General features: G+C 66.4%; 20 protein-coding genes. 9 read left to right on the top strand and 11 right to left on the bottom strand.

Translation table 11 applies throughout. From position 1 onward, the window contains the following. Positions 1-106: 106 nt before the first annotated feature. Positions 107-937, bottom strand: coding sequence for an enoyl-CoA hydratase (locus QXK92_RS21650; protein WP_306245088.1), 831 nt, complete (start codon positions 935-937; stop codon positions 107-109). Between the two features lie 117 nt (positions 938-1,054). Then, positions 1,055-1,327: a GlsB/YeaQ/YmgE family stress response membrane protein gene (locus tag QXK92_RS21655; RefSeq protein ID WP_306245090.1), complete on the bottom strand. Its 273-nt coding sequence runs from the start codon at positions 1,325-1,327 to the stop codon at positions 1,055-1,057. Between the two features lie 154 nt (positions 1,328-1,481). Here QXK92_RS21655 and QXK92_RS21660 point away from each other — a divergent pair, with 154 nt between their 5' ends. Together QXK92_RS21660 and QXK92_RS21665 are read left to right on the top strand one after the other, a co-directional pair. Next, on the top strand, positions 1,482-1,730 hold the full coding sequence (locus QXK92_RS21660) for a hypothetical protein (RefSeq protein ID WP_306245092.1): 249 nt from the start codon (positions 1,482-1,484) through the stop codon (positions 1,728-1,730). Positions 1,731-1,783: 53 nt separating this feature from the next. Continuing rightward, complete coding sequence (locus QXK92_RS21665) at positions 1,784-2,020, top strand: CsbD family protein (protein ID WP_306245095.1); 237 nt, start codon at positions 1,784-1,786, stop codon at positions 2,018-2,020. Between the two features lie 76 nt (positions 2,021-2,096). Here the strand turns inward: QXK92_RS21665 and QXK92_RS21670 are convergent, their stop codons facing one another. Beyond that, positions 2,097-3,101 carry a dihydrodipicolinate synthase family protein gene (locus QXK92_RS21670; RefSeq protein WP_306245097.1) on the bottom strand — a complete coding sequence of 335 codons (1,005 nt, stop codon included), beginning with the start codon at positions 3,099-3,101 and terminating at the stop codon, positions 2,097-2,099. Between the two features lie 199 nt (positions 3,102-3,300). Here QXK92_RS21670 and QXK92_RS21675 point away from each other — a divergent pair, with 199 nt between their 5' ends. Next, a complete protein-coding gene (locus tag QXK92_RS21675; protein WP_306245100.1) occupies positions 3,301-4,068 on the top strand; it encodes a TetR/AcrR family transcriptional regulator in 768 nt (255 codons plus the stop codon). Between the two features lie 7 nt (positions 4,069-4,075). On the opposite strand, the gene QXK92_RS21680 is transcribed toward QXK92_RS21675, so the two are convergent. Next, positions 4,076-4,966 (bottom strand): enoyl-CoA hydratase/isomerase family protein, encoded by an 891-nt coding sequence (locus QXK92_RS21680; protein ID WP_306245103.1) that lies wholly within the window; start codon positions 4,964-4,966, stop codon positions 4,076-4,078. Next, a complete protein-coding gene (locus tag QXK92_RS21685) occupies positions 4,963-5,643 on the bottom strand; it encodes a hypothetical protein (RefSeq protein ID WP_306245104.1) in 681 nt (226 codons plus the stop codon). Before QXK92_RS21685 ends, QXK92_RS21680 begins: the two co-directional genes overlap by 4 nt. 163 nt (positions 5,644-5,806) lie before the next feature. On the opposite strand from QXK92_RS21685, the gene QXK92_RS21690 reads away from it, so the two are divergent. The 6 genes from QXK92_RS21690 to QXK92_RS21715 are packed head-to-tail and all read left to right on the top strand — an operon-like array spanning position 5,807 to position 12,754. Then, the gene (locus QXK92_RS21690; RefSeq protein WP_306245105.1) at positions 5,807-6,628 is read left to right on the top strand and encodes an enoyl-CoA hydratase/isomerase family protein; all 822 of its coding nucleotides are present in this window, start codon (positions 5,807-5,809) and stop codon (positions 6,626-6,628) included. 33 nt (positions 6,629-6,661) lie between these two features. After that, positions 6,662-7,468, top strand: a complete 807-nt coding sequence (locus QXK92_RS21695; RefSeq protein WP_306245107.1) for an enoyl-CoA hydratase/isomerase family protein — start codon at positions 6,662-6,664, stop codon at positions 7,466-7,468. Next, the gene (locus QXK92_RS21700; RefSeq protein WP_306245110.1) at positions 7,468-8,247 is read left to right on the top strand and encodes an enoyl-CoA hydratase/isomerase family protein; all 780 of its coding nucleotides are present in this window, start codon (positions 7,468-7,470) and stop codon (positions 8,245-8,247) included. Before QXK92_RS21695 ends, QXK92_RS21700 begins: the two co-directional genes overlap by 1 nt. After that, positions 8,247-9,689, top strand: coding sequence for a class I adenylate-forming enzyme family protein (locus QXK92_RS21705; RefSeq protein ID WP_306245112.1), 1,443 nt, complete (start codon positions 8,247-8,249; stop codon positions 9,687-9,689). Before QXK92_RS21700 ends, QXK92_RS21705 begins: the two co-directional genes overlap by 1 nt. Beyond that, complete coding sequence (locus QXK92_RS21710) at positions 9,679-11,238, top strand: class I adenylate-forming enzyme family protein (protein WP_306245114.1); 1,560 nt, start codon at positions 9,679-9,681, stop codon at positions 11,236-11,238. The genes QXK92_RS21705 and QXK92_RS21710 overlap by 11 nt, the downstream gene beginning before the upstream one ends. Next, positions 11,231-12,754, top strand: a complete 1,524-nt coding sequence (locus QXK92_RS21715) for a class I adenylate-forming enzyme family protein (protein WP_306245116.1) — start codon at positions 11,231-11,233, stop codon at positions 12,752-12,754. Before QXK92_RS21710 ends, QXK92_RS21715 begins: the two co-directional genes overlap by 8 nt. On the opposite strand, the gene QXK92_RS21720 is transcribed toward QXK92_RS21715, so the two are convergent. The 6 genes from QXK92_RS21720 to fabG all read right to left on the bottom strand — a co-directional run bounded on the left by QXK92_RS21720 (position 12,730) and on the right by fabG (position 18,250). Continuing rightward, positions 12,730-13,089: a hypothetical protein gene (locus QXK92_RS21720; protein WP_306245117.1), complete on the bottom strand. Its 360-nt coding sequence runs from the start codon at positions 13,087-13,089 to the stop codon at positions 12,730-12,732. The genes QXK92_RS21715 and QXK92_RS21720 overlap by 25 nt on opposite strands. Before the next feature lie 66 nt (positions 13,090-13,155). Further along, positions 13,156-13,836, bottom strand: coding sequence for a GntR family transcriptional regulator (locus QXK92_RS21725; RefSeq protein WP_306245119.1), 681 nt, complete (start codon positions 13,834-13,836; stop codon positions 13,156-13,158). Positions 13,837-13,840: 4 nt separating this feature from the next. Continuing rightward, the gene (locus tag QXK92_RS21730; protein ID WP_306245121.1) at positions 13,841-15,034 is read right to left on the bottom strand and encodes an acyl-CoA dehydrogenase family protein; all 1,194 of its coding nucleotides are present in this window, start codon (positions 15,032-15,034) and stop codon (positions 13,841-13,843) included. 14 nt (positions 15,035-15,048) lie between these two features. Beyond that, a complete protein-coding gene (locus QXK92_RS21735) occupies positions 15,049-16,251 on the bottom strand; it encodes a CoA transferase (protein ID WP_306245122.1) in 1,203 nt (400 codons plus the stop codon). After that, complete coding sequence (locus QXK92_RS21740) at positions 16,248-17,489, bottom strand: acetyl-CoA C-acetyltransferase (protein ID WP_306245124.1); 1,242 nt, start codon at positions 17,487-17,489, stop codon at positions 16,248-16,250. The genes QXK92_RS21735 and QXK92_RS21740 overlap by 4 nt, the downstream gene beginning before the upstream one ends. After that, positions 17,486-18,250 (bottom strand): 3-oxoacyl-ACP reductase FabG, encoded by a 765-nt coding sequence (fabG, locus tag QXK92_RS21745; RefSeq protein ID WP_306245126.1) that lies wholly within the window; start codon positions 18,248-18,250, stop codon positions 17,486-17,488. Before fabG ends, QXK92_RS21740 begins: the two co-directional genes overlap by 4 nt. Between the last annotated feature and the right edge of the window lie 3 nt (positions 18,251-18,253).

Genomic DNA, 18,253 nt, shown 5'->3' on the forward strand with positions numbered 1-18,253 from the left:
ATATACCCTACCGGGTATGGCATCGGGCAAGGTGAGGCCACAGCGACTGCGGGTGAAATGCGTTACGCAGCTATCGGCCGCGCAGCTAAGGTGCGCTCGGCGTCGACTACCCGTCGGTGAGCGAAGGAAATTGCGGCGGCCGCTTTTGCAGGAAACTGACGATCCCTTCGCGGACATCGGGCCGAGGCAGGGCCTCCCACATCAACGCCTCGGCATCCGCTGTCGCGGTGACGATGTCGCGCGAGGCGTCGCCATAGGCCTGCCGCTTGATCACCGCCATCGCTGTCGGAGAACAGTATTGGGCGATGTCCCCGGCGTACTGCATCACCCGCGTCATGAGGTCCTCAGGCGGTACGACTTCCTTCACCAGACCCAGCCGAAGCGCCTCGTCGGCCAGGAACGTGCGGCCGCTCAACAGCAGATCCAGCGCGACACCCCAACCGGTTAGTCGCGGCAGGATCCAGGAGATACCGAACTCGGCAACCAGGCCGCGGCGCGCGAACACGGCGCCGAATTTGGCGCCGGCCGCGGCGAATCGGACATCGCACATCAGCGCCTGGGTCAGCCCGATGCCGACGCAGGGTCCGTTGATGGCCGCGATGACGGGCTTACGCAGCTCGGTCACGAAATGCGGGGGCCGCTCACCTACCAGCTCCGCGACGGACTTGCCGCCCGCGCTTTCCAGCGATTCACCGACGCGGCCGGCTGATCCAGGCGCACCGAGGTGTGCGCCGGCACAGAAGGCGCGCCCACGCCCGGTTACCACGATCACCCTGACCGCCGGGTCCCGCTCGGCGCGATCCACCGCGTCGTAGAACGGGCCGGCCATATCGGGGCCCCACGCGTTGAGCCGATCCGGACGATTGAGCGTGACAATCGCGACGCCGTCTGACGTGGCCTCGTACAGCACCGCGTGTTCCGCGTCGTCTGCGCTCATGAGTCACTCCTCGCGGGATGGCGGTGAAATGTTCACCCATACCGTATACCTATCGGTACTTCATTCCGCGCGGGGCGACAGGCGCCTCGAGTCGTTGTGAGCAGGATGTTCGGCGAACTACCGGGACACGCGGCGGCCCGTGACGAGCTTGACGATCCCGAGCAGGATCACCGCCCCGAGCAGACAGGTGAGGAACGAGAACATCAGTCCGCCCCCGGCGACATCGACACCGAAGCCGCGCAGCAGGAAACCGCCCAGCAGTCCTCCGACGATGCCGACCACGATGTTCAGTACCAGGCCCATCTGCCCGTCGGTCTTCATGATCTTGCTGCCGATCCACCCGGCCAGGCCGCCGATCACGATCCAGCCGATGACACCCAGAGTGAGCATTTTCAGTCCTTTCGACAGCGACGATTGGCGTCGCAGTCATCCGCACGGGTATGCCCACCATGCCCGGGCGGTAATCCGACGGGTTTGGACAGGCCGGCGTCCGGGTTATCGATAGCTGGCTTACGCCAGAACACACGGCCTATGGGAGGACTCCATGAACACCACAAAAGCAGTTGCTCATCGCGTAGGGCAGGCGCGCGGATTGGCGTTGCGCGCCCAGCTGGCGTGGATGCTGACTCAGCTGTTGTTCTGGCTGTCGGTGATCGGCGGGGTCGTCACGCTCGCGCTCTGGACCCGCCGTCGGCTCACCGCGGGTGCCCGGACCGCTGCCGCCGCCACGACCCCGTCGGTGCCGCCGGCTGACGCCGTGACGAGCGACACATCTCCATCTCGTTTGCGCTGACCCTCGATTTGGGAAAAGCCTTTGCAGCGACAACAAACGAAAAGGAGAGCGACATGGCGAACGAGAACAGCGGTCCGGCCGAGGCCATCAAGGGTGTCGTCGAGGACGTCAAGGGCAAGGCCAAAGAGGTCATCGGCACGGTCGCCGGCCGCGACGACCTGGTGAACGAGGGCAAGGCTCAGCAGGACAAGGCCGAGGCTCAGCGTGACGCCGCCAAGTACGAGGCTCAGGCCGAAGCCGCCCGTGGCGAGGCCAAGGTCCAGGAGGCCCGCCAAGAGGCTCACCAGTAAGCAGCCGTCAAACATGCGGAAGGCCCGGTCACATGACCGGGCCTTTGGCATGCAATGGGGTGCAATGTTTTTCGCGTCAGCTGATGAGTCCCAGCCGGCGGTAGGCGGCCTCGATCTGTGACTTGGCCTCAGCAGGCAGATGCGCCTGGGGCGGGCGCGAATGCGGATACGACCCGATCGGCAGCCCCAGTAGTGATGCCGCATATTTGAACGCACCGCCCCAGTGGGTGAAGTAGTCCGGACGTCCGGGATAGCAGGTCCACCACGAGCCGAGGTCCAGATCGAACTGGTCCAGACCCGACTCCCGGCCGTAGTCCATCGCCTCGAGCAACTTGTCCGCCATCACCAGGTCCCAGTACTCGGAGAACAACCGGCGCTGCGGCGTTTCGAAGAGATAGCCGGCGGTGCCCAACTGCGCCGGACAGACGATGCCGGCACGCAGCCATCCGGCCCGGTAGACCGTGCGGTCGCACTCCCAGAGCACCAGACCGGGCGCAAGGTCGTGCAGCCGGCGGCTGCTCTCCGGGCGGAAGGCGCCCTCCTTGGTGGCGCATACCGCCGGGATTTCGTGATAGATCCGGGCACTTTCGGACGCCGTCAGCACGTAACCCGATGACGGCGAATTGAACATGCCCAGAGCGATATCCGTGCGCGCCGCGATGTAGGAAAAGAAGCGCAGCACGCCCTCGCCACCGTGTGCTTCCATCATCGGCGTCTGGATGTAGGCGATGTCGGCCCCCACCTGCTGAGCGTGCAGCGTCAGATCCAGGCAATCCTTGGCACTCGTGGCCGCGGTACAGGCCTGGACGACGACACCGGGATTCGCCCGTCGCCCCTCGTCGATCGCCACTTCCAGCAAGCGTTTTCGTTCATCCAGAGTCAAGGCCCAGAACTCGGCGAGGCCACTGGTACACCACAGCATCGGGTGCCCGAGATCGCCGACGCAGTAGCGCACCAGCGTCCGGTACGCATCCCAGTCGATGTCGTCGCCGTCAGTGCCGCAGAATGGCGTGTACAACGAGTCGCCGATGCCGCGCAGGGCGCCACGCGCCCAGGACCGTGCTTCACTCGCCGTCGCCATCGCCTGCCCTCCCGATAGCGGCGGAAAGCGCCGGCATTCGCCCGGCCCGGCTCGATGGCCTAGCCTGTGGCTCATTCGATGGCTGCAGCACCGTCACGTCCGCCCGCCCGGCGATCTATATCAAAAAGCCTACGATAGGTATTACAGTAGCAGACAGAAAACCCGCACGCGGGGTGGATTTTAGTGGAGGTATCCGGGAGTGGCAAAGCAGGCGACTGCGGAGAAGCGGCAGCGGCGCGAACGCGGGTCCATCAATCCCGATGACATCATCAGTGGCGCTTTTGAACTGGCAGAACAGGTTTCGATCGACAATCTGAGCATGCCGCTGCTCGGTAAGCACCTCGGCGTCGGTGTCACCAGCATCTACTGGTACTTCCGGAAGAAGGACGATCTGCTCAACGCCATGACGGACCGCGCCTTGAGCAAATACGTGTTCGCGACTCCCTACGTCGAAGCCAAGGACTGGCGCGAGACGCTGCGCAACCATGCGCGTCTGATGCGGAAGACGTTCATGGGCAACCCGATCCTGTGCGACCTGATTCTGATCCGGGCGGCGCTGAGCCCGAAGGCAGCCCGGGTCGGCGCCCAGGAAATGGAGAAGGCCATCGCCAATCTGGTCGAGGCGGGGCTGTCGCCCGAGGACGCCTTCGACACCTACTCCGCGATATCGCTGCACGTCCGCGGATCCGTAGTGCTGCACCGGCTGCACGAGAAAAACCAGTCATCAGAGGACGGCACGCGCTCCATCGAGGAAGCGGTGGCCGTGGACCCGCAGACCACGCCGCTGATCGCTCAGGTCACCGGCAAGGGACACCGCATCGCCGCTCCGGACGAAAACAACTTCGAGTATGGGCTCGAATGCATCCTCGATCACGCGGGTCAATTGATCGAGGCGGGCAAGTCCTCGTCGAAAGCCGCCAAGTCTGCGCCACGTCGCACCCGCGCCAAGTCTCCGGCCGCGCGCTGAAAGGCTCTCATTCCTCGGGTTCCGGAACGTGAAAGTGTTGATCGCGCAACCGGAACGCCTCTTTGGTGCCGTGCTCCGCACGGGTTTTGACGAAGTTGAACTCACCCGGCGCGAACTGCAGGTTGGTGCCGAACGCGTGGAACAGATAACTGGCGACTTCCTCGCCCTGGTAAGCCTGACTCTGTTCCACCAGCCGGAAGGCTTCCTTGGCGATGACGACACCGTCGGCCGGCATCTTTGCCGCCTTCTCAGCCCAATACCGGGCACGGGCCGTCACTGACTCCGAATCGCATGTCTCGGTAAAGATTCCGAGATGCGCAACCTCGGCGGCGGCAATGATGTCGCCGGTGAGCAGAAGACGGCGGGCCAACACCGGGCCCAGCCGGTGAAAGAACATGTGCAGACTGCCCAGCGCCGGTCCGAGGAAGCGGGTCGCCGGCATGCCGATCTTCGTATCGCGGGCGATCACCGAGATATCGGTCATCAGCGCCAGCTCGAACCCGCCGCCGAGAGCGTAACCGGCAATCTCTCCCACCGTGACCTTCGGGAAGCCCATCAGATTGTGGTAGAAGCCAAATGACTTGCGGTCCACTGTGAGTCGGCGGCGCTGGCTCGGCCGCCTGGCCGCCTGTCCCTCCGCACCCGCCGACTCGCCGTACCAGCCGTAAGCGTTGTTCATGTCCGCACCGGTGCTGAATGTGCCACCTGCACCACGCAACAGGACGACGGTGAGGTCGTCGTCCTCGGCAACCTGATCCAGACACCGTGCCATGGCGTCCCGCATGGCGGGGTCGTAGGTGTTGCGTCGCTCGGGGTTGTTCAGCGTGATCGTGGCGATGCGCCGGCCATGGTCGACGTCGAAGAGGATCCGTGCGTCAGCAGTGTCCGCGGCGGTCATGAGCCGGACTCCTTTCGGCGTCTGCCGAATTGGGTGGTGGAAAGCTGATCGGGTCGCGATGCCGCGGTGTTCACCTCGCCGGTGCACAGCACCTCGTCGTCGCGCAGCAGCCGGGCCGTGGAGACGACGGCTCGCTCGACCGGTGATCGCGTGATGTCGAAACGCAGGTCGGTCAAGACCGGCGTCGGCCGGCGGAAGGTGACCGTCAAGGATCGTGTCTTGCCTGACAATCCGGTGACGCAGTTGTGGTGCTGCACGACGCAGTCGAAGAAGACACCGAGAAATCCGCCGTGCACCAAACCGGGCGGCCCTTCGTAGACCAACGGAAATCTGACGGTTCCAGCACCGTTGCCGTCATCGAGCCGGTCAAACGAATACTCCGGAAAGCACGGGTTGTAGGCACCGATGTCGGTTGCGTGATCGAGATACACCCGGCGCTCGTCGTCGCTGTCGGATCCGATGCGGGGCGCCGGATCGCGCGGCGCCGCTGCGGCCAGTTCGCGTTCCCAGTCGGCGAATTGGCCGACCATCGCCTCCACCGTGGGGTGCGGCTGTTCCAGGGACAGCAGCACTGAGGTGAGCCGCCGGATGGCTCCGGCGGCGGCAACGGTCTGGGCAAGCGGCGCTTCACCAAACGCGGCGCCACCGGGAACTGTCCCGCCTGTGCCCTCGGTCATGCTGCCTCAACGCTTCCCGGGTCGTCCGGTTTTCCGGCCGTTCCCACGGCAATGTTTTCGCCGGTAGGGTTTCCTTGCTAACTTATACACCGTAGCAATCGTATCGCCTACTGTATGGGTAACCGTATAGACCGGGCGCTGGGCGGAAGGGCCGGATGCAACGGTGAGCCACGACGCCGGCGGCGCCGCCGCCGAAGGCACGGTCCTCGCCTCGCGGGACGGGCCCGTGCTGCGAATCGTCATCGACCGCCCGGCATCGCGTAATTCGCTGACGCCGTTCATGATCGGGCAGTTCGTCGAGTTGCTCACCGACGCCTCCACCGACGACTCGTTGCGAGCGATCCACATCCGCGCAGCCGGGCACGACTTCTGCTCGGGCGCCGACTGGGTGGCCACCAACGACCCCGGCGCCGAACGTCCGCGCACCGGCGCGCTGGTCCGCAGAGTGCCCCATGCCGCCCACCGCGTCATAGAACTTGTCCACACGATCCAGTTACCGGTGGTCTGCAGCGTGCGCGGCTGGGCCGTCGGCATGGGCTGCAATCTTGCACTGGCCGCCGACTTCACCATCGCCGCCTCCGACGCCACGTTCTGGGAACCGTTCGTGGACCGTGGATTCAGCCCAGACTCGGGCTCCTCCTGGCTGGTCCCCCGGTTGATCGGACTCGCGCGCGCCCGCCGAATGCTGCTGCTGGGCGATAAAATCTGCGCACCGGACGCGGCCGACTGGGGCTTGATTCACGAAGCGGTCGCCCCGGCAGAACTCGACGACATCGTCGAGGCGCTGCTGGACCGCCTCGCCGGCGGCCCGACTGTCGCCATCGGACTGGCCAAACAGGCCTTGAACCACGCCGCGCAGGCGACGCTGAGCCAATCGATGACGCAGGAGCTGTTCAATCTGGAATTATCCTGTCGCACCGCCGATTTCAAAGAGGGCCTGGAAGCCTTCCGACACCGGCGCAGGCCGGAATACCGGGGCCGTTGAGTGGCGCCCGAAATGCTGAGAAGGGAAGCGGCCATGCCTGCGTTCGACAACATCACCTACGAAGTCGACGGACACACGGCCACCATCACGCTGAACCGTCCGGAGGCGCTGAACGCCCTGAGCCCGCACATGATCACCGAACTGCGGGCGGCCTACGACGAGGCCGAGAACGATGATCGGGTCTGGCTGACCGTCGTGACCGGTACCGGTCGCGCGTTCTGCACCGGAGCCGATGTCACAGCCATTCCCGAAGACGGCAAGGTGATCTACGAACGCCCCTACCTGTCCACCTACGACCAGTGGGAGGCGCCGCAGGAAGGGACACCGCCGTTTCGCAGTACGGCCAAGCCCGTGGTGACCGCGGTCAACGGCTTGTGCTGCGGCGCGGGCATGGACTGGGTGACCACCTCGGACATCGTCATCGCCTCCGAGCGGGCGACCTTCTTCGATCCGCACGTCAGCATCGGACTGGTGGCCGGACGCGAGATGGTGCGGGTGTCCCGGGTGCTGCCCCGCTCGATCGCGCTGCGAATGGCGTTGATGGGCAAGCACGAACGGATGGACGCGCAACGGGCCTATCAGCTCGGGCTGATCAGCGAGATCGTCGAGCACGACCGTCTGCTGGACCGCGCGCGCGAAATCGCCGACATCGTCAACTCCAACGCTCCGCTGGCCGTCCGCGGAACCCGCCTCGCCATCCTCAAGGGCCTCAACGTGCCGCTGCACGAGGCCGAGATACTGGCCGAGACGTTCCGCGAGCGGGTACTGCGCACCGCCGACGCGCAGGAGGGCCCCCGGGCCTTTGTCGAGAAGCGCACACCGGATTGGCAGTGCCGCTGATGAGTTTCGAGACGATCCTGCTCGAGGTCGATGCGGGCGGCCATGTCGCGACCATCACGCTCAATCGGCCCGCGCACCTGAACGCGTTCAACCGCACCATGTGCCTGGAGATGGCCGAAGCCTGGCGCATCGTCAAACTCGACGATTCGGTGCACGCGGTGGTGTTGCGCGCGGCGGGCACCCGGGCCTTCAGCGCCGGGCTGGATGTCAAGACACCCTACGGTCAGCCCGACAACATCTGGAATCACGAAGATCCCGGTGAGTACCTGAGCCCCAAGTGGCAGAAGATGTGGAAACCCGTGGTGTGCGCCGTCCAGGGGATGTGCACCGCCGGCGCCTTCTACTTCGTGAACGAGTCCGACGTTGTCATCTGTTCCTCGGACGCAACGTTTTTCGACTCCCACGTCTCGGCGGGCCTGGTGTGCGCGCTCGAGCCGATCGGACTGATGCGCCGGATCGGACTCGGGGAGACGCTGCGGATGGCGTTGCTCGGCAACGACGAACGCATCAGCGCCGACACCGCCCTGCGTATCGGGCTGGTATCGGAAGTGGTTGACTCCGAACGGTTGTGGCCGCGGGCGCACGAGATCGCGGCGGCCATCGCCGCCAAGCCGCCGTCGGCCACCCAGGGCACCGTGAAAGCGATCTGGGAGTCACTCGACAAGCCGTATCGCGCCGCGATGGAGCAGGGCCTGATCTACACCCGGCTGGGCAACCCGATCGGCATGGCCGAAGTCGCGGCCCGGGACAGTGAGCAGCGAAAGCCACAGATCCGCTAGTGGCCGTGCATCCGCTCAGCAAGCGAATCGCCGAGGTGCTGGACCTGCGACCCGATGCGGGGGCCATCGAGTACGACCGTCGGTGGATCTCCTGGGCGCAGATCGGCAGCGCGGCCCGGCGGGTTGGTGCATCGGTGAAGGGCGGCGACGCCGGGATACTGTTGCGCAACCGGCCCGAACAGGTGGCAGCCCTCCTGGGTGTCCTGATGCGCGGCGCCACCGTGGTGACGATCAACCCGTCCCGCGGAGACGAGCGCACCCGCGCAGACATCGCCGCGCTGGGGCTGCCCGTCGTACTGGGCGAGCCCGACGATCTGGACGCCCTGGTCCCCGAGAATTCCGGCACGGCAACCGTTTCCCTGGCCGGCCTGTACGACGGGACCGGCGAAGCACCGGAATCGATGGATGCGTGCTCGGGCGTCGCGGTGCGGATGCTGACCAGCGGCACCACCGGCCCACCCAAACGCATCGACCTGAGCTACGACACGCTCGCACATACCGTGATGGGCCCGGACTACCGCACCGCGCCCCCGCCTGCCGGGGTACGCCGCGGCGTCGCAATCGTCAACTCACCGCTGGTTCACATCGGTGGTGTGTTCCGGGTGCTGCAGTGTGTTGCCGACGCGCGCCCGTTCGTCCTGCTGGAGCGCTTCGAGCTGAACGACTGGGCCGCGGCGGTCCGAAGGCACCGGCCCCGGACTGTGTCGCTGGTGCCTGCTGCCCTGCGCACGGTGTTGCACTCGGACCTGACCCGAGAGGACCTGGCCGGTATCCGCACCGTGACCTGCGGCACGGCCCCACTGTCACCCGAGGACGCCGATGCCTTCACCACCAGGTACGGCATCCCCGTTCTCACGTCCTATGCGGCAACGGAATTCGGTGGCGGCGTCGCGGGCTGGACGCTGGCCGACCATGAGCGGCACTGGGCGGCCAAGCGCGGCAGCGTGGGCCGGGCCAACCCCGGAACCCAATTGCGGGTGGTGGACGAGGCCGGCACTGTGCTGGGACCAGATCAGGTGGGCCGCCTGGAAGTCAAACCCGCGCAACACGGTTCGGCGCAGTGGTTGCAGACCACGGACGTGGCGCGTATCGATGCGGACGGATTTCTCTGGATCATGGGCCGGGCCGACCAAGCCATCATCCGCGGCGGGTTCAAGGTGATGCCCGATGACGTGCGCAACGCGCTGGAAAGCCACCCGGCGGTGGCCGGGGCGGCCGTCGTCGCCCGCGCCGATGACCGGCTCGGTGAAACGCCAGTGGCGATGGTCGAATTGCGGGCACCCGCCACCGCCGGCGAATTGGTGGACTTCCTGCGGAAGCGCCTGGCCCGATACGAAATTCCGGCCGACATCGCCGTCGTCGACGCCATCCCCCGCACACCGTCCGGCAAGACGGACCTCGGTGCGGTCCGCGAGTTCTTCCAGCGAGCCCATGCACGCTGAGCCCACCACTATCGCGGAGCTGCTGCGACAGCAGGCTCAGTCGCGCGGCGGCCACCCGATGCTGGTCTGCGACGCCGACCGCATCAGCTACACCGACGCCGAGCAGCGCTCGGCACGCCTGGCCCGCGCCCTGATCGCGCTGGGAGCGGGCAAGGGCACCCATGTGGGCCTGCTCTACCCCAACAGCGCCAACTTCGCAGTCGGGATGCTGGCGGCCGCCCGCATCGGCGCGGTGGTGGTGCCGTTCTCCACCTTCGTCACCGGGCGCGAATTGCGGGCACAACTGTTGCACGCGGATGTGTCAATCTTGTTGAGCATCAGCTCGTTCCGCACCCACGACTACCAGCAGCGCCTGACCGAAGCCCTCGGCGAGGCGCCGTGCGAGGGCGAACTGTTCGTCGCCGAACTCCCCCTGTTGCGCTACGTCACCGGCGTCGAGCGGGCCGGCCAGCTCGGCGGCCTCGTCGACGAAACCCGTTTGCGCGCAATGGAGGACGACGTCGTGGGCGCTGACGTGCTGGCCGTCGTCTACACGTCCGGCTCGACCAGCGCCCCCAAGGGGGTGGTGCACACCCAGGCCGCGATGATCGGACACCAGCGAAACCTCAATGCCATTCGTGGGCTGACCGCGCAAGACACGCTGTTCTGCAATTCGCCGTTTTTCTGGATCGGCGGGTTCGCGTTCGCCCTGCTGGCGACGCTGGTGGCCGGCTCGACGTTGGTGTGCTCGACCTCGACCGACGCCGGTGCCGTGCTGGACCTGATAGAACGCGAAAAACCGACTATGACAAATGGTTTCGTCGCAGGGGTGGCACACCTGACTGACCATCCGAGTTACCCGCAGCGCGACCTGTCGTCGCTGCGCCGCGGGAACCTGTATCCGATCATGGCACCGCAGGCCCGCCCGGCCGATCCGGAGCTGCGGCACAACATGCTGGGCATGACCGAGGCCGGAAGCGTCGTGTTGATCAGCGGCGACGAATCGGATCAACCCGAACGCCGCCGCGGCTCGTATGGAAAGCCCGCGCCGGGGTTCCAGACGCTTATCGTCGATCCGGACGACGGCACTGTGGTGCGACGTGGCGACGTGGGCGAATTGTGCATCCGGGGGCCGTATGTCATGCAGGGCTATTACAAACGCAGCCGCGAAGAGTGCTTCGACGTCGACGGCTGGTTTCACACGGGCGATCTGATCCGCGCCGACGATGACGGGTACATGTACTTCGCCGGCCGATTGGGCGGGATGATCAAGACGGCCGGCGCCAATGTCTCTGCCGCCGAGGTGGAGAAGGCGATGGCCCGCGTCGGCGTCACGGCGCACGTGGCGGGGCTACCGGATCCGGCGCGCGGGCAGGTGGTCGCCGCGGTCGTCGTCCTACCCGACGGAGTGCACGACTTCGACGAGGCGGCGCTGCGTCAGCGCCTCAGAACGGAACTGTCCGCCTACAAGATTCCGCGGCGCTACCTTGCCGTGTCCCGCACCGAGGTACCGCTGCTGTCCAGCGGCAAAGTCGATGTGCGGCAACTGAAGAAGCTCTTCGATGGCTGACACCATCGATCAGCTGGTGCGGTTGCAGGCCGCCGCGCACGACACCAAAACCATGGTCGTCGATCCCGCCGGTGCCCTTAGTTATCGCGACATCGACGTCACCGCCGGCGAGCTGGCGGCGGTACTGATCGCGGCCGGGGTGCGCAAAGGCACCCGCGTCGGATTGATCATGCCCAACTGCACCCGCTGGGTGCAGGTCGCCGTCGCGGTGACCCGCATCGGCGCGGTGCTGGTGCCGCTGAGCACCCTGCTGCGGCCCGCCGAACTGCTCGTGCAGCTGAAGACGGCCGCGGTGCAGGTCCTGGTGAGCGTCGACGAGTTCCGTGGGCACCGCTACCTCGACGCCGTCCACTCCGCCTCGTGTGCCGAACTTCCCGCGCTACACGATGTCTGGCCGGTTGACCTGCTGGATCGGGCACCCGCGGGCGGACCGGCCCGCCGGATCGTCGAAGCGATGGCGCAGGCGGTGACCCCGGCGGACCCACTCGCCATCATCTTCACCTCGGGCAGCAGCGGTGCGCCCAAAGGCGTCATCCATTCGCACGGCAACGCCCTAGGCGCCGTGCGATCAGGCTTATCAGCGCGCTGCATCACCTCGGACACTCGCCTGTATCTGCCCATGCCGTTCTTCTGGGTAGGCGGCTTCGGCAGCGGAATCCTGTCCGCTCTGCTGGCCGGCGCCACCCTGGTGACCGAGCAACGGCCGGAGCCGGCGACCACGCTGCGGCTACTGGAGCGCGAGCGTGTGACATTGTTTCGGGGCTGGCCCGACCAGGCCGAAGCGCTGTCGCGGCACCCGGACCGGGCTGATGTCGACCTCTCCGCGCTCAGGCCAGGCAGCCTGGAGGCACTGTTGCCCGTCGAGCAACGTGCGCCGGCCGGCGCGCGGGCGACGTTGTTCGGCATGACCGAGGCATTCGGACCGTACTGCGGCTACCCCGCCGACACCGACCTGCCCGTACCGGCGTGGGGTAGTTGCGGAAAGCCATTTCCCGGCATCGAGATTCGCATCGTCGATGTGGACTCAGGTCAGCCGGTCGCAGCCGGGACCGTTGGCATGATCGAGCTCCGGGGACCGCACATGCTGCGCGGGATCTGCCGGCGCAGCCGGGAAGACGTGTTCACCGCCGACGGCTACTACCCCACCGGTGACCTGGGCCGGCTCGACACAGACGGATTCCTGCACTATCACGGTCGATCCGATGACATGTTCAAGGTCAGCGGCGCCACGGTCTATCCCGGCGAGGTCGAACGGGCGCTACGCACCATCGCGGGTGTCGACAACGCCGTCGTCACCGGGGTGGACGGTCAGGTGGGCGCGGCGGTGCGCTGCAGTGGCCTCGACACCCGGCAGTTGCGGGATGCGGCACGAGAAGTGCTGAGCGCGTTCAAGATACCGACCGTCTGGCTGCTGCTGGACGCTGATGACGACCTACCGCGCGGCGGTACCGGAAAGGTTGACATCTCCCGGCTGCGTGAGCTGCTGATTACTCAGGGCACCCGCGTCCATGGCTGACAGTTCTGCGACTCGAACGCCTTTACCGAGGTGTTGATGTTCGCGAACATCGGGCCGACAGAGATATTCGTCTGCAGCACGTGCTCCTTGTTCGCATCGGGTGTGCTGTAGGTGAACCACGCGCACATCGAGTCCTGGGTCGGCACGTTGTTGATCCACACCCCGAACGTGGAAGCCGAGCCGGCGGTGCGGTAGAGGCCGGGCGCGATGTCGGTTCCGACCACGAACACACCGTTGCCCGGGATGGGATCCAATGGTTCGGCACCGGCCGGCGGCGCCAGCGCGACCGCTGACACGCAGGTCATGAGCACCGCGGTGGTGTGCAATACGCGCATTGACGTCCCCTGTCCTGCGACCCGTACCGGCAGCGTATGTCCTGCCGCCACGCGAGGACAAGGCTGTCAGTGTTCGCCCCGCACCACCACACCCCGTTCGATGAGGTGGTCGATCAGCGGAATCGCGCTGGCGGCCAGGTGTTCTGACATGGCAGCACGGGCCTGCTGCTCGTCGTGCCTGCCCAGCGCGTCGAGCACCCGCCGATGGTCCTTTACCGCCTGGTCGGGCCAGTGCTCGATCATCGGGAACAACGACTCGGGTGCGTAACGGGTGATCTGCGACATCAGCTGCGCCAGTTTCGCCGAGTCCGCGGCGATGTTGATGGCGCGGTGGAACTCGTGGTTCAGCCGCACCGTGCGCTCGTCGTCGTCGGCGGCGTAGGCGGCTTCGAGCTGGTTCTGGATATCTTGGAGTTCACGCAACTGATCGTCGGTGATGTTCAGCGCGGCGCGCGCCGCGAGCTCCCCGCCGACGTGGGCCTGAACGTTGGCTACATCGGCAAGGTCACGCTGGGTCAGCGGCAGCACCACGAAACCGCGGCGGGGTTGTTGGGCGACAAGGCCTTCCGCCCGCAACGCGAACAGCGCCTCACGCACCGGCGTGACACTGATGCCCAATTCCATGGCCAGCTGGTCCAGCCGCACATACTGGCCGGCGGCGTAGGTACCCTCGAAGATCCGCTTGCGGACGAAGCTCGCGACATCCTCGGACAGCTGCGGACGCGCGCCGAAGTCGGGAACCGTCATGGCGTCACACCCGGTACTCGTCGAGCAGGCGCTTGCTGATGATGGACTTCTGGATCTCGCTGGTGCCTTCTCCGATGAGCAGGAACGGCGCATCCCGCATCAGCCGTTCGATCTCGTATTCCTTGGAGTAGCCGTACCCCCCGTGGATACGGAAGCTCTGCTGGGTGACCTCCGAGCAGAACTCGCTGGCCAGATATTTCGCCATTCCCGCGGCTACGTCGTTACGTTCCCCGGAGTCCTTCAGCCGGGCGGCATTGACCATCATCAGATGAGCCGCTTCGACTTTGGTGGCCATCTCGGCCAGTTGGAACGCGATGGCCTGGTGGTCGGCGATCGGCTTGCCGAACGTCTGCCGTTGCTGGGCGTAGCGGACGGCCAGTTCGAAGGCGCGCAGGGCGATCCCACAGGCGCGGGCCGACACATTGACCCGGCCGACTTCGATGCCGTCCATCATCTGGAAGAAGCCCTGCCCCGGCTTCCCGCCCAGGATGTCGTCAGCGCTCGCGCCGTAGCCGTCGAAGATGAGCTCGGTGGTGTCGATGCCCTTGTATCCGAGCTTGTCGATCTTGCCCGGGATGATCAGGCCGGGCACCACTTCACCGAAGCCCGTTGGCTTCTCGACGAGGAACGCCGTCAGGTTGCGGTGCGGCTTGTCCGCTCCTTCGTCGGTGCGCACCAGGACGGCGACCAGCGTCGAGCTACCCCCGTTGGTCAGCCACATCTTCTGGCCGTCGATGGTGTACGTGCCGTCGGAGTTGCGGGTGGCGCGGGTGCGGATCGCGGCCACGTCCGAACCCAGTTCCGGCTCTGACATCGAGAAGGCGCCGCGGGTTTCGCCGGTGGCCATCCGCGGCAGAAATCGTTGCTTCTGCTCGTCGGTGCCGTGCTGGCGCAGCATGTAGGCAACGATGAAATGGGTGTTCAGCACACCCGATACGCTCATCCAGCCGCGGGCCAGCTCTTCGACGCACAGCGCGTAGGTCAACAGAGACTCCCCCAGGCCGCCGTACTCCTCGGGGATCATCAGGCCGAACAGTCCCATGTCGCGCAAGCCGTCGACGATCGTCTGGGGATAGGTGTCGCCGTGCTCGAGTTCCTGGGCGTTGGGAATGACTTCCTTGTCCACGAATTGGCGCACCGTTGCCACGATTTCGGTCTGGATGTCGGTGAGACCGAGGGTCTGGGCGAGCTTGGTCATGCGGCGAATTCCTCTCAGCCTGCAATGGTTTTGGCGTCGGCGAGCCGAGCGATGTCGTCGGCGGTCAAACCCAGGTACTCCGCCAGCACGCCGGTGGTGTCCGCGCCGAGCGCCGGCGCGGGTGCACTGGCGGGGTGCACGCCGTCGAACGCGGCCGGCATCGCCGGGACCAGATAGTCACCGACCCCCGGCTGGTGCATTCGGGAGAAGAGCGGATTGGCAGTCACTTTCGGATCGGCGGCGACCTCGGCGAAGGTGCGGTACCTTTCGTGCAGCACCGTGGTGGCGGCCAGCGCCGCGCTGATCTGCTCGGCATCGTGGTCGGCGAACCAGGTGGCGAACAGGCCCGAGAGCACGTCGCGGTACCGGTAGCGGTCTCCCTCGGACCCGAAGTCCACGTGCAGCGCCTCGGCCAATGCGGCTACGGCCGCACCGGTGCCGGTCACCTCCACCAGGTCACGAAAATGGCGTCGAGTCAACAGGACAACCATGAACCTGGCTCCGTCCCGGCTGACGAAGTCCTGACCGTACTGGCCGAAGATGGAGTTGCCCACCCGAGGCCGCTGGGTCCCGAGCACCTGGGGTTCGGTCAGCAGGCCGAGGTTGCCTGCGGTGGCCAGCGCGACATCCTCGAGCGCGATGCTGACGCGGGCGCCCTCGCCGGATTGGTTCCGGCGGTGTACCGCCGACACCACGGCGAGCGCGGCGTACAGACCGCAGCTGACGTCCCAGGCTGGCAATACATGGTTGATCGGGCCGGCGTGCTCGGCCGGACCGGTGACGAGGGGGAAACCCACAGCAGCGTTCACGGTGTAGTCCACCCCGGTGGACCCGTCCCTTCGGCCGAGCAGCTGCACATGTATCACGTCGGGACGCTGGGCCGCCAGGGCGTCATACCCCAGCCACGTCATTCCCGCGGCGTTGGTGACGACAATTCCGTCGGACTCCACGACCAGGCGCTGGACCAGCTCCCGGCCCTGGTCCGAGCGCAGATCGACGGTGACCGAGCGCTTTCCTTTGTTCAGCCCGGTCCAGTAGATCGAGGTGCCGTCGTCGGCCAGCGGCCAGCGCTGCACGTCCGCGGCGCCGCCGATCGGGTCGATGCGAATGACGTTCGCGCCCAATTGGTTCAGTGTCATGCCGCACAGCGGCGCGGCGACGAAGCTGGACACCTCGACGACGGTGATGCCGACCAGCGGCAGCGCGGGACGGCTCATGTCACCCTCTCGAAAACGGCTGCCAGCCCTTGGCCGCCGCCGATGCACATGGTCTCCAGCCCATAGCGCGCCTGGCGGCGGTGCAGTTCGCGCGCCAGGGTGGCCAGCATCCGTCCGCCGGTGGCCCCGACCGGATGTCCCAGCGAGATTCCGGAGCCGTGCACATTGGTCCGGTCCTGGTCGCCGGCGCCGAACTTCCATTCCCGCATCACCGCGAGAGCCTGGGCGGCAAAGGCTTCGTTCAGTTCGATGAGGTCGATGTCGTTCAGCCGCAGGCCGGCCTTGGCCAGCGCGACCTCGGTGGCCGGCACCGGGCCGATGCCCATGATCTGGGGCGCCACCCCGGCCTGGCCCCATGACACCAGCCGCACCAATGGGCTCAGGCCAAGCTCGGCCGCCTTCTCGGGGGTGGTGACCACGCACATCGATGCGGCGTCGTTCTGCCCGCTGGCGTTGCCCGCCGTGACGGTGGACTCGGGATCCTGTTTGACGAGAACTGGTTTCAGTGTGCTGAGTGACTCAACGGTGGTGTCGGCGCGCGGGTGCTCGTCGGTGTCGATGACCTCTTCGCCCTGACGGGTGCTCACCGTGACCGGAATGATCTCGTCGGTAAGGATGCCGTTCTGCTGTGCCGCGACGGCGCGCTGGTGTGACCGCACCGCGAGCTCGTCCTGTTCGCGGCGCGAGATGCCGTACTGGCGGCGCAGATTCTCGGCCGTCTCCAACATGCCACCGGGCACCGGATAATGACGGCCACCGGCGGTGGTGCGTCCGCGGGCCAGCCCGTCATGCACGCGGACGCCGGAACGCGCTGCGCCCCAGCGCATATCGGTTGAGTAGAAAGCTACGTTGCTCATGCTTTCGCAGCCACCGGCGATCACCAGGTCGTTGTCGCCGGAGCCGACCTGCAGGCACGCCTGGATCACCGCCTGCAGGCCCGAGCCGCACCGCCTGTCGACCTGCATTCCCGGTACCGTCACGGGCAGGCCTGCGTCCAAGGCCACCACCCGTCCGATGGCGGGTGCCTCGCTACTGGGATAGCAGTGGCCGAGGATGACATCCTCGACGGCGTCGGGGGCAACGCCGGTGCGCTGCAGCAGACCTTCGAGCACCGCGACCCCGAGGTCAACCGCGCTCAGCGACTTCAACATTCCGCCGTAGCGTCCGATCGGTGTCCGGACGGGCTCGCAGATCACCGCATCCCGCCGAGAGGTCCCCTGCCTCGCGCCACTGGTCACAGGTGTCGGCCCCCGGTGATCTCCATGACGGTGCCGGTCATGTACGACGACAGGTCCGAGGCCAGGAACAGAGCGACACTGGCCACCTCGCTGGGTTCACCCGCGCGGCCCATCGGAACTTCGGCGACCTTGGAGTCCCAGATGCGCTGCGGCATGGCCTCGGTCATCGCCGAGCGGATCAACCCGGGGGCAATCGCGTTCACCCGGACACCCAGGTAGGCAAGCTCTTTGGCGGCGGCTTTGGTCATCCCGACGATGCCGGCCTTGGCAGCCGAGTAGTTGGTCTGGCCGATCATCCCGACCTTGCCCGACACCGACGACATGTTGATGATGGCCCCGCGCTTGTTTTCCCGCATGATCGCGGCAGCCAGCCGGGTGCCGTTCCAGGTGCCCTTCAGGTGCACGTTGATGACCTGGTCGAACTGCTCTTCGGTCATCTTGCGCATGGTCGCATCACGGGTGATCCCGGCATTGTTGACCATGATGTCCAAGCCGCCGAACCGCTCGACGGCGGTGTCCAGAAGTGCTTGCACCTCATCGGCTTTGGTGACATCACAGCGCACGGCCACCGCGACGTCGTCGCCGCCGAGCTTCTGGGCCGCCGCCTCGGTGGCTTCCAGATTCACGTCACCGAGGACCACGCGGGCACCCTCGGCGACGAATCGCTCGGCGATCGCGAACCCGAGTCCTTGCGCCGCCCCCGTGACCACCGCGGTTTGACCGTCCAGCAACGACACCTGAATCACGCACCCCTTCGTCATGCC

Origin of the sequence: Mycobacterium sp. TY815, assembly GCF_030755135.1 — a bacterium.
GTDB lineage: Bacteria > Actinomycetota > Actinomycetes > Mycobacteriales > Mycobacteriaceae > Mycobacterium.

What these genes read in the sequence shown, in the direction of transcription:
- QXK92_RS21660 (WP_306245092.1), top strand. Translation starts at nt 1,482, where the DNA reads ATGAACACCACAAAAGCAGTTGCTCATCGCGTAGGGCAGGCGCGCGGA.
- QXK92_RS21655 (WP_306245090.1), bottom strand. Translation starts at nt 1,327, where the DNA reads ATGCTCACTCTGGGTGTCATCGGCTGGATCGTGATCGGCGGCCTGGCC.
- fabG (WP_306245126.1), bottom strand. Translation starts at nt 18,250, where the DNA reads ATGACGAAGGGGTGCGTGATTCAGGTGTCGTTGCTGGACGGTCAAACC.
- QXK92_RS21715 (WP_306245116.1), top strand. Translation starts at nt 11,231, where the DNA reads ATGGCTGACACCATCGATCAGCTGGTGCGGTTGCAGGCCGCCGCGCAC.
- QXK92_RS21665 (WP_306245095.1), top strand. Translation starts at nt 1,784, where the DNA reads ATGGCGAACGAGAACAGCGGTCCGGCCGAGGCCATCAAGGGTGTCGTC.
- QXK92_RS21735 (WP_306245122.1), bottom strand. Translation starts at nt 16,251, where the DNA reads ATGAGCCGTCCCGCGCTGCCGCTGGTCGGCATCACCGTCGTCGAGGTG.
- QXK92_RS21700 (WP_306245110.1), top strand. Translation starts at nt 7,468, where the DNA reads ATGAGTTTCGAGACGATCCTGCTCGAGGTCGATGCGGGCGGCCATGTC.
- QXK92_RS21680 (WP_306245103.1), bottom strand. Translation starts at nt 4,966, where the DNA reads ATGACCGCCGCGGACACTGCTGACGCACGGATCCTCTTCGACGTCGAC.
- QXK92_RS21670 (WP_306245097.1), bottom strand. Translation starts at nt 3,101, where the DNA reads ATGGCGACGGCGAGTGAAGCACGGTCCTGGGCGCGTGGCGCCCTGCGC.
- QXK92_RS21695 (WP_306245107.1), top strand. Translation starts at nt 6,662, where the DNA reads ATGCCTGCGTTCGACAACATCACCTACGAAGTCGACGGACACACGGCC.
- QXK92_RS21730 (WP_306245121.1), bottom strand. Translation starts at nt 15,034, where the DNA reads ATGACCAAGCTCGCCCAGACCCTCGGTCTCACCGACATCCAGACCGAA.
- QXK92_RS21685 (WP_306245104.1), bottom strand. Translation starts at nt 5,643, where the DNA reads ATGACCGAGGGCACAGGCGGGACAGTTCCCGGTGGCGCCGCGTTTGGT.
- QXK92_RS21650 (WP_306245088.1), bottom strand. Translation starts at nt 937, where the DNA reads ATGAGCGCAGACGACGCGGAACACGCGGTGCTGTACGAGGCCACGTCA.
- QXK92_RS21710 (WP_306245114.1), top strand. Translation starts at nt 9,679, where the DNA reads ATGCACGCTGAGCCCACCACTATCGCGGAGCTGCTGCGACAGCAGGCT.
- QXK92_RS21720 (WP_306245117.1), bottom strand. Translation starts at nt 13,089, where the DNA reads ATGCGCGTATTGCACACCACCGCGGTGCTCATGACCTGCGTGTCAGCG.
- QXK92_RS21725 (WP_306245119.1), bottom strand. Translation starts at nt 13,836, where the DNA reads ATGACGGTTCCCGACTTCGGCGCGCGTCCGCAGCTGTCCGAGGATGTC.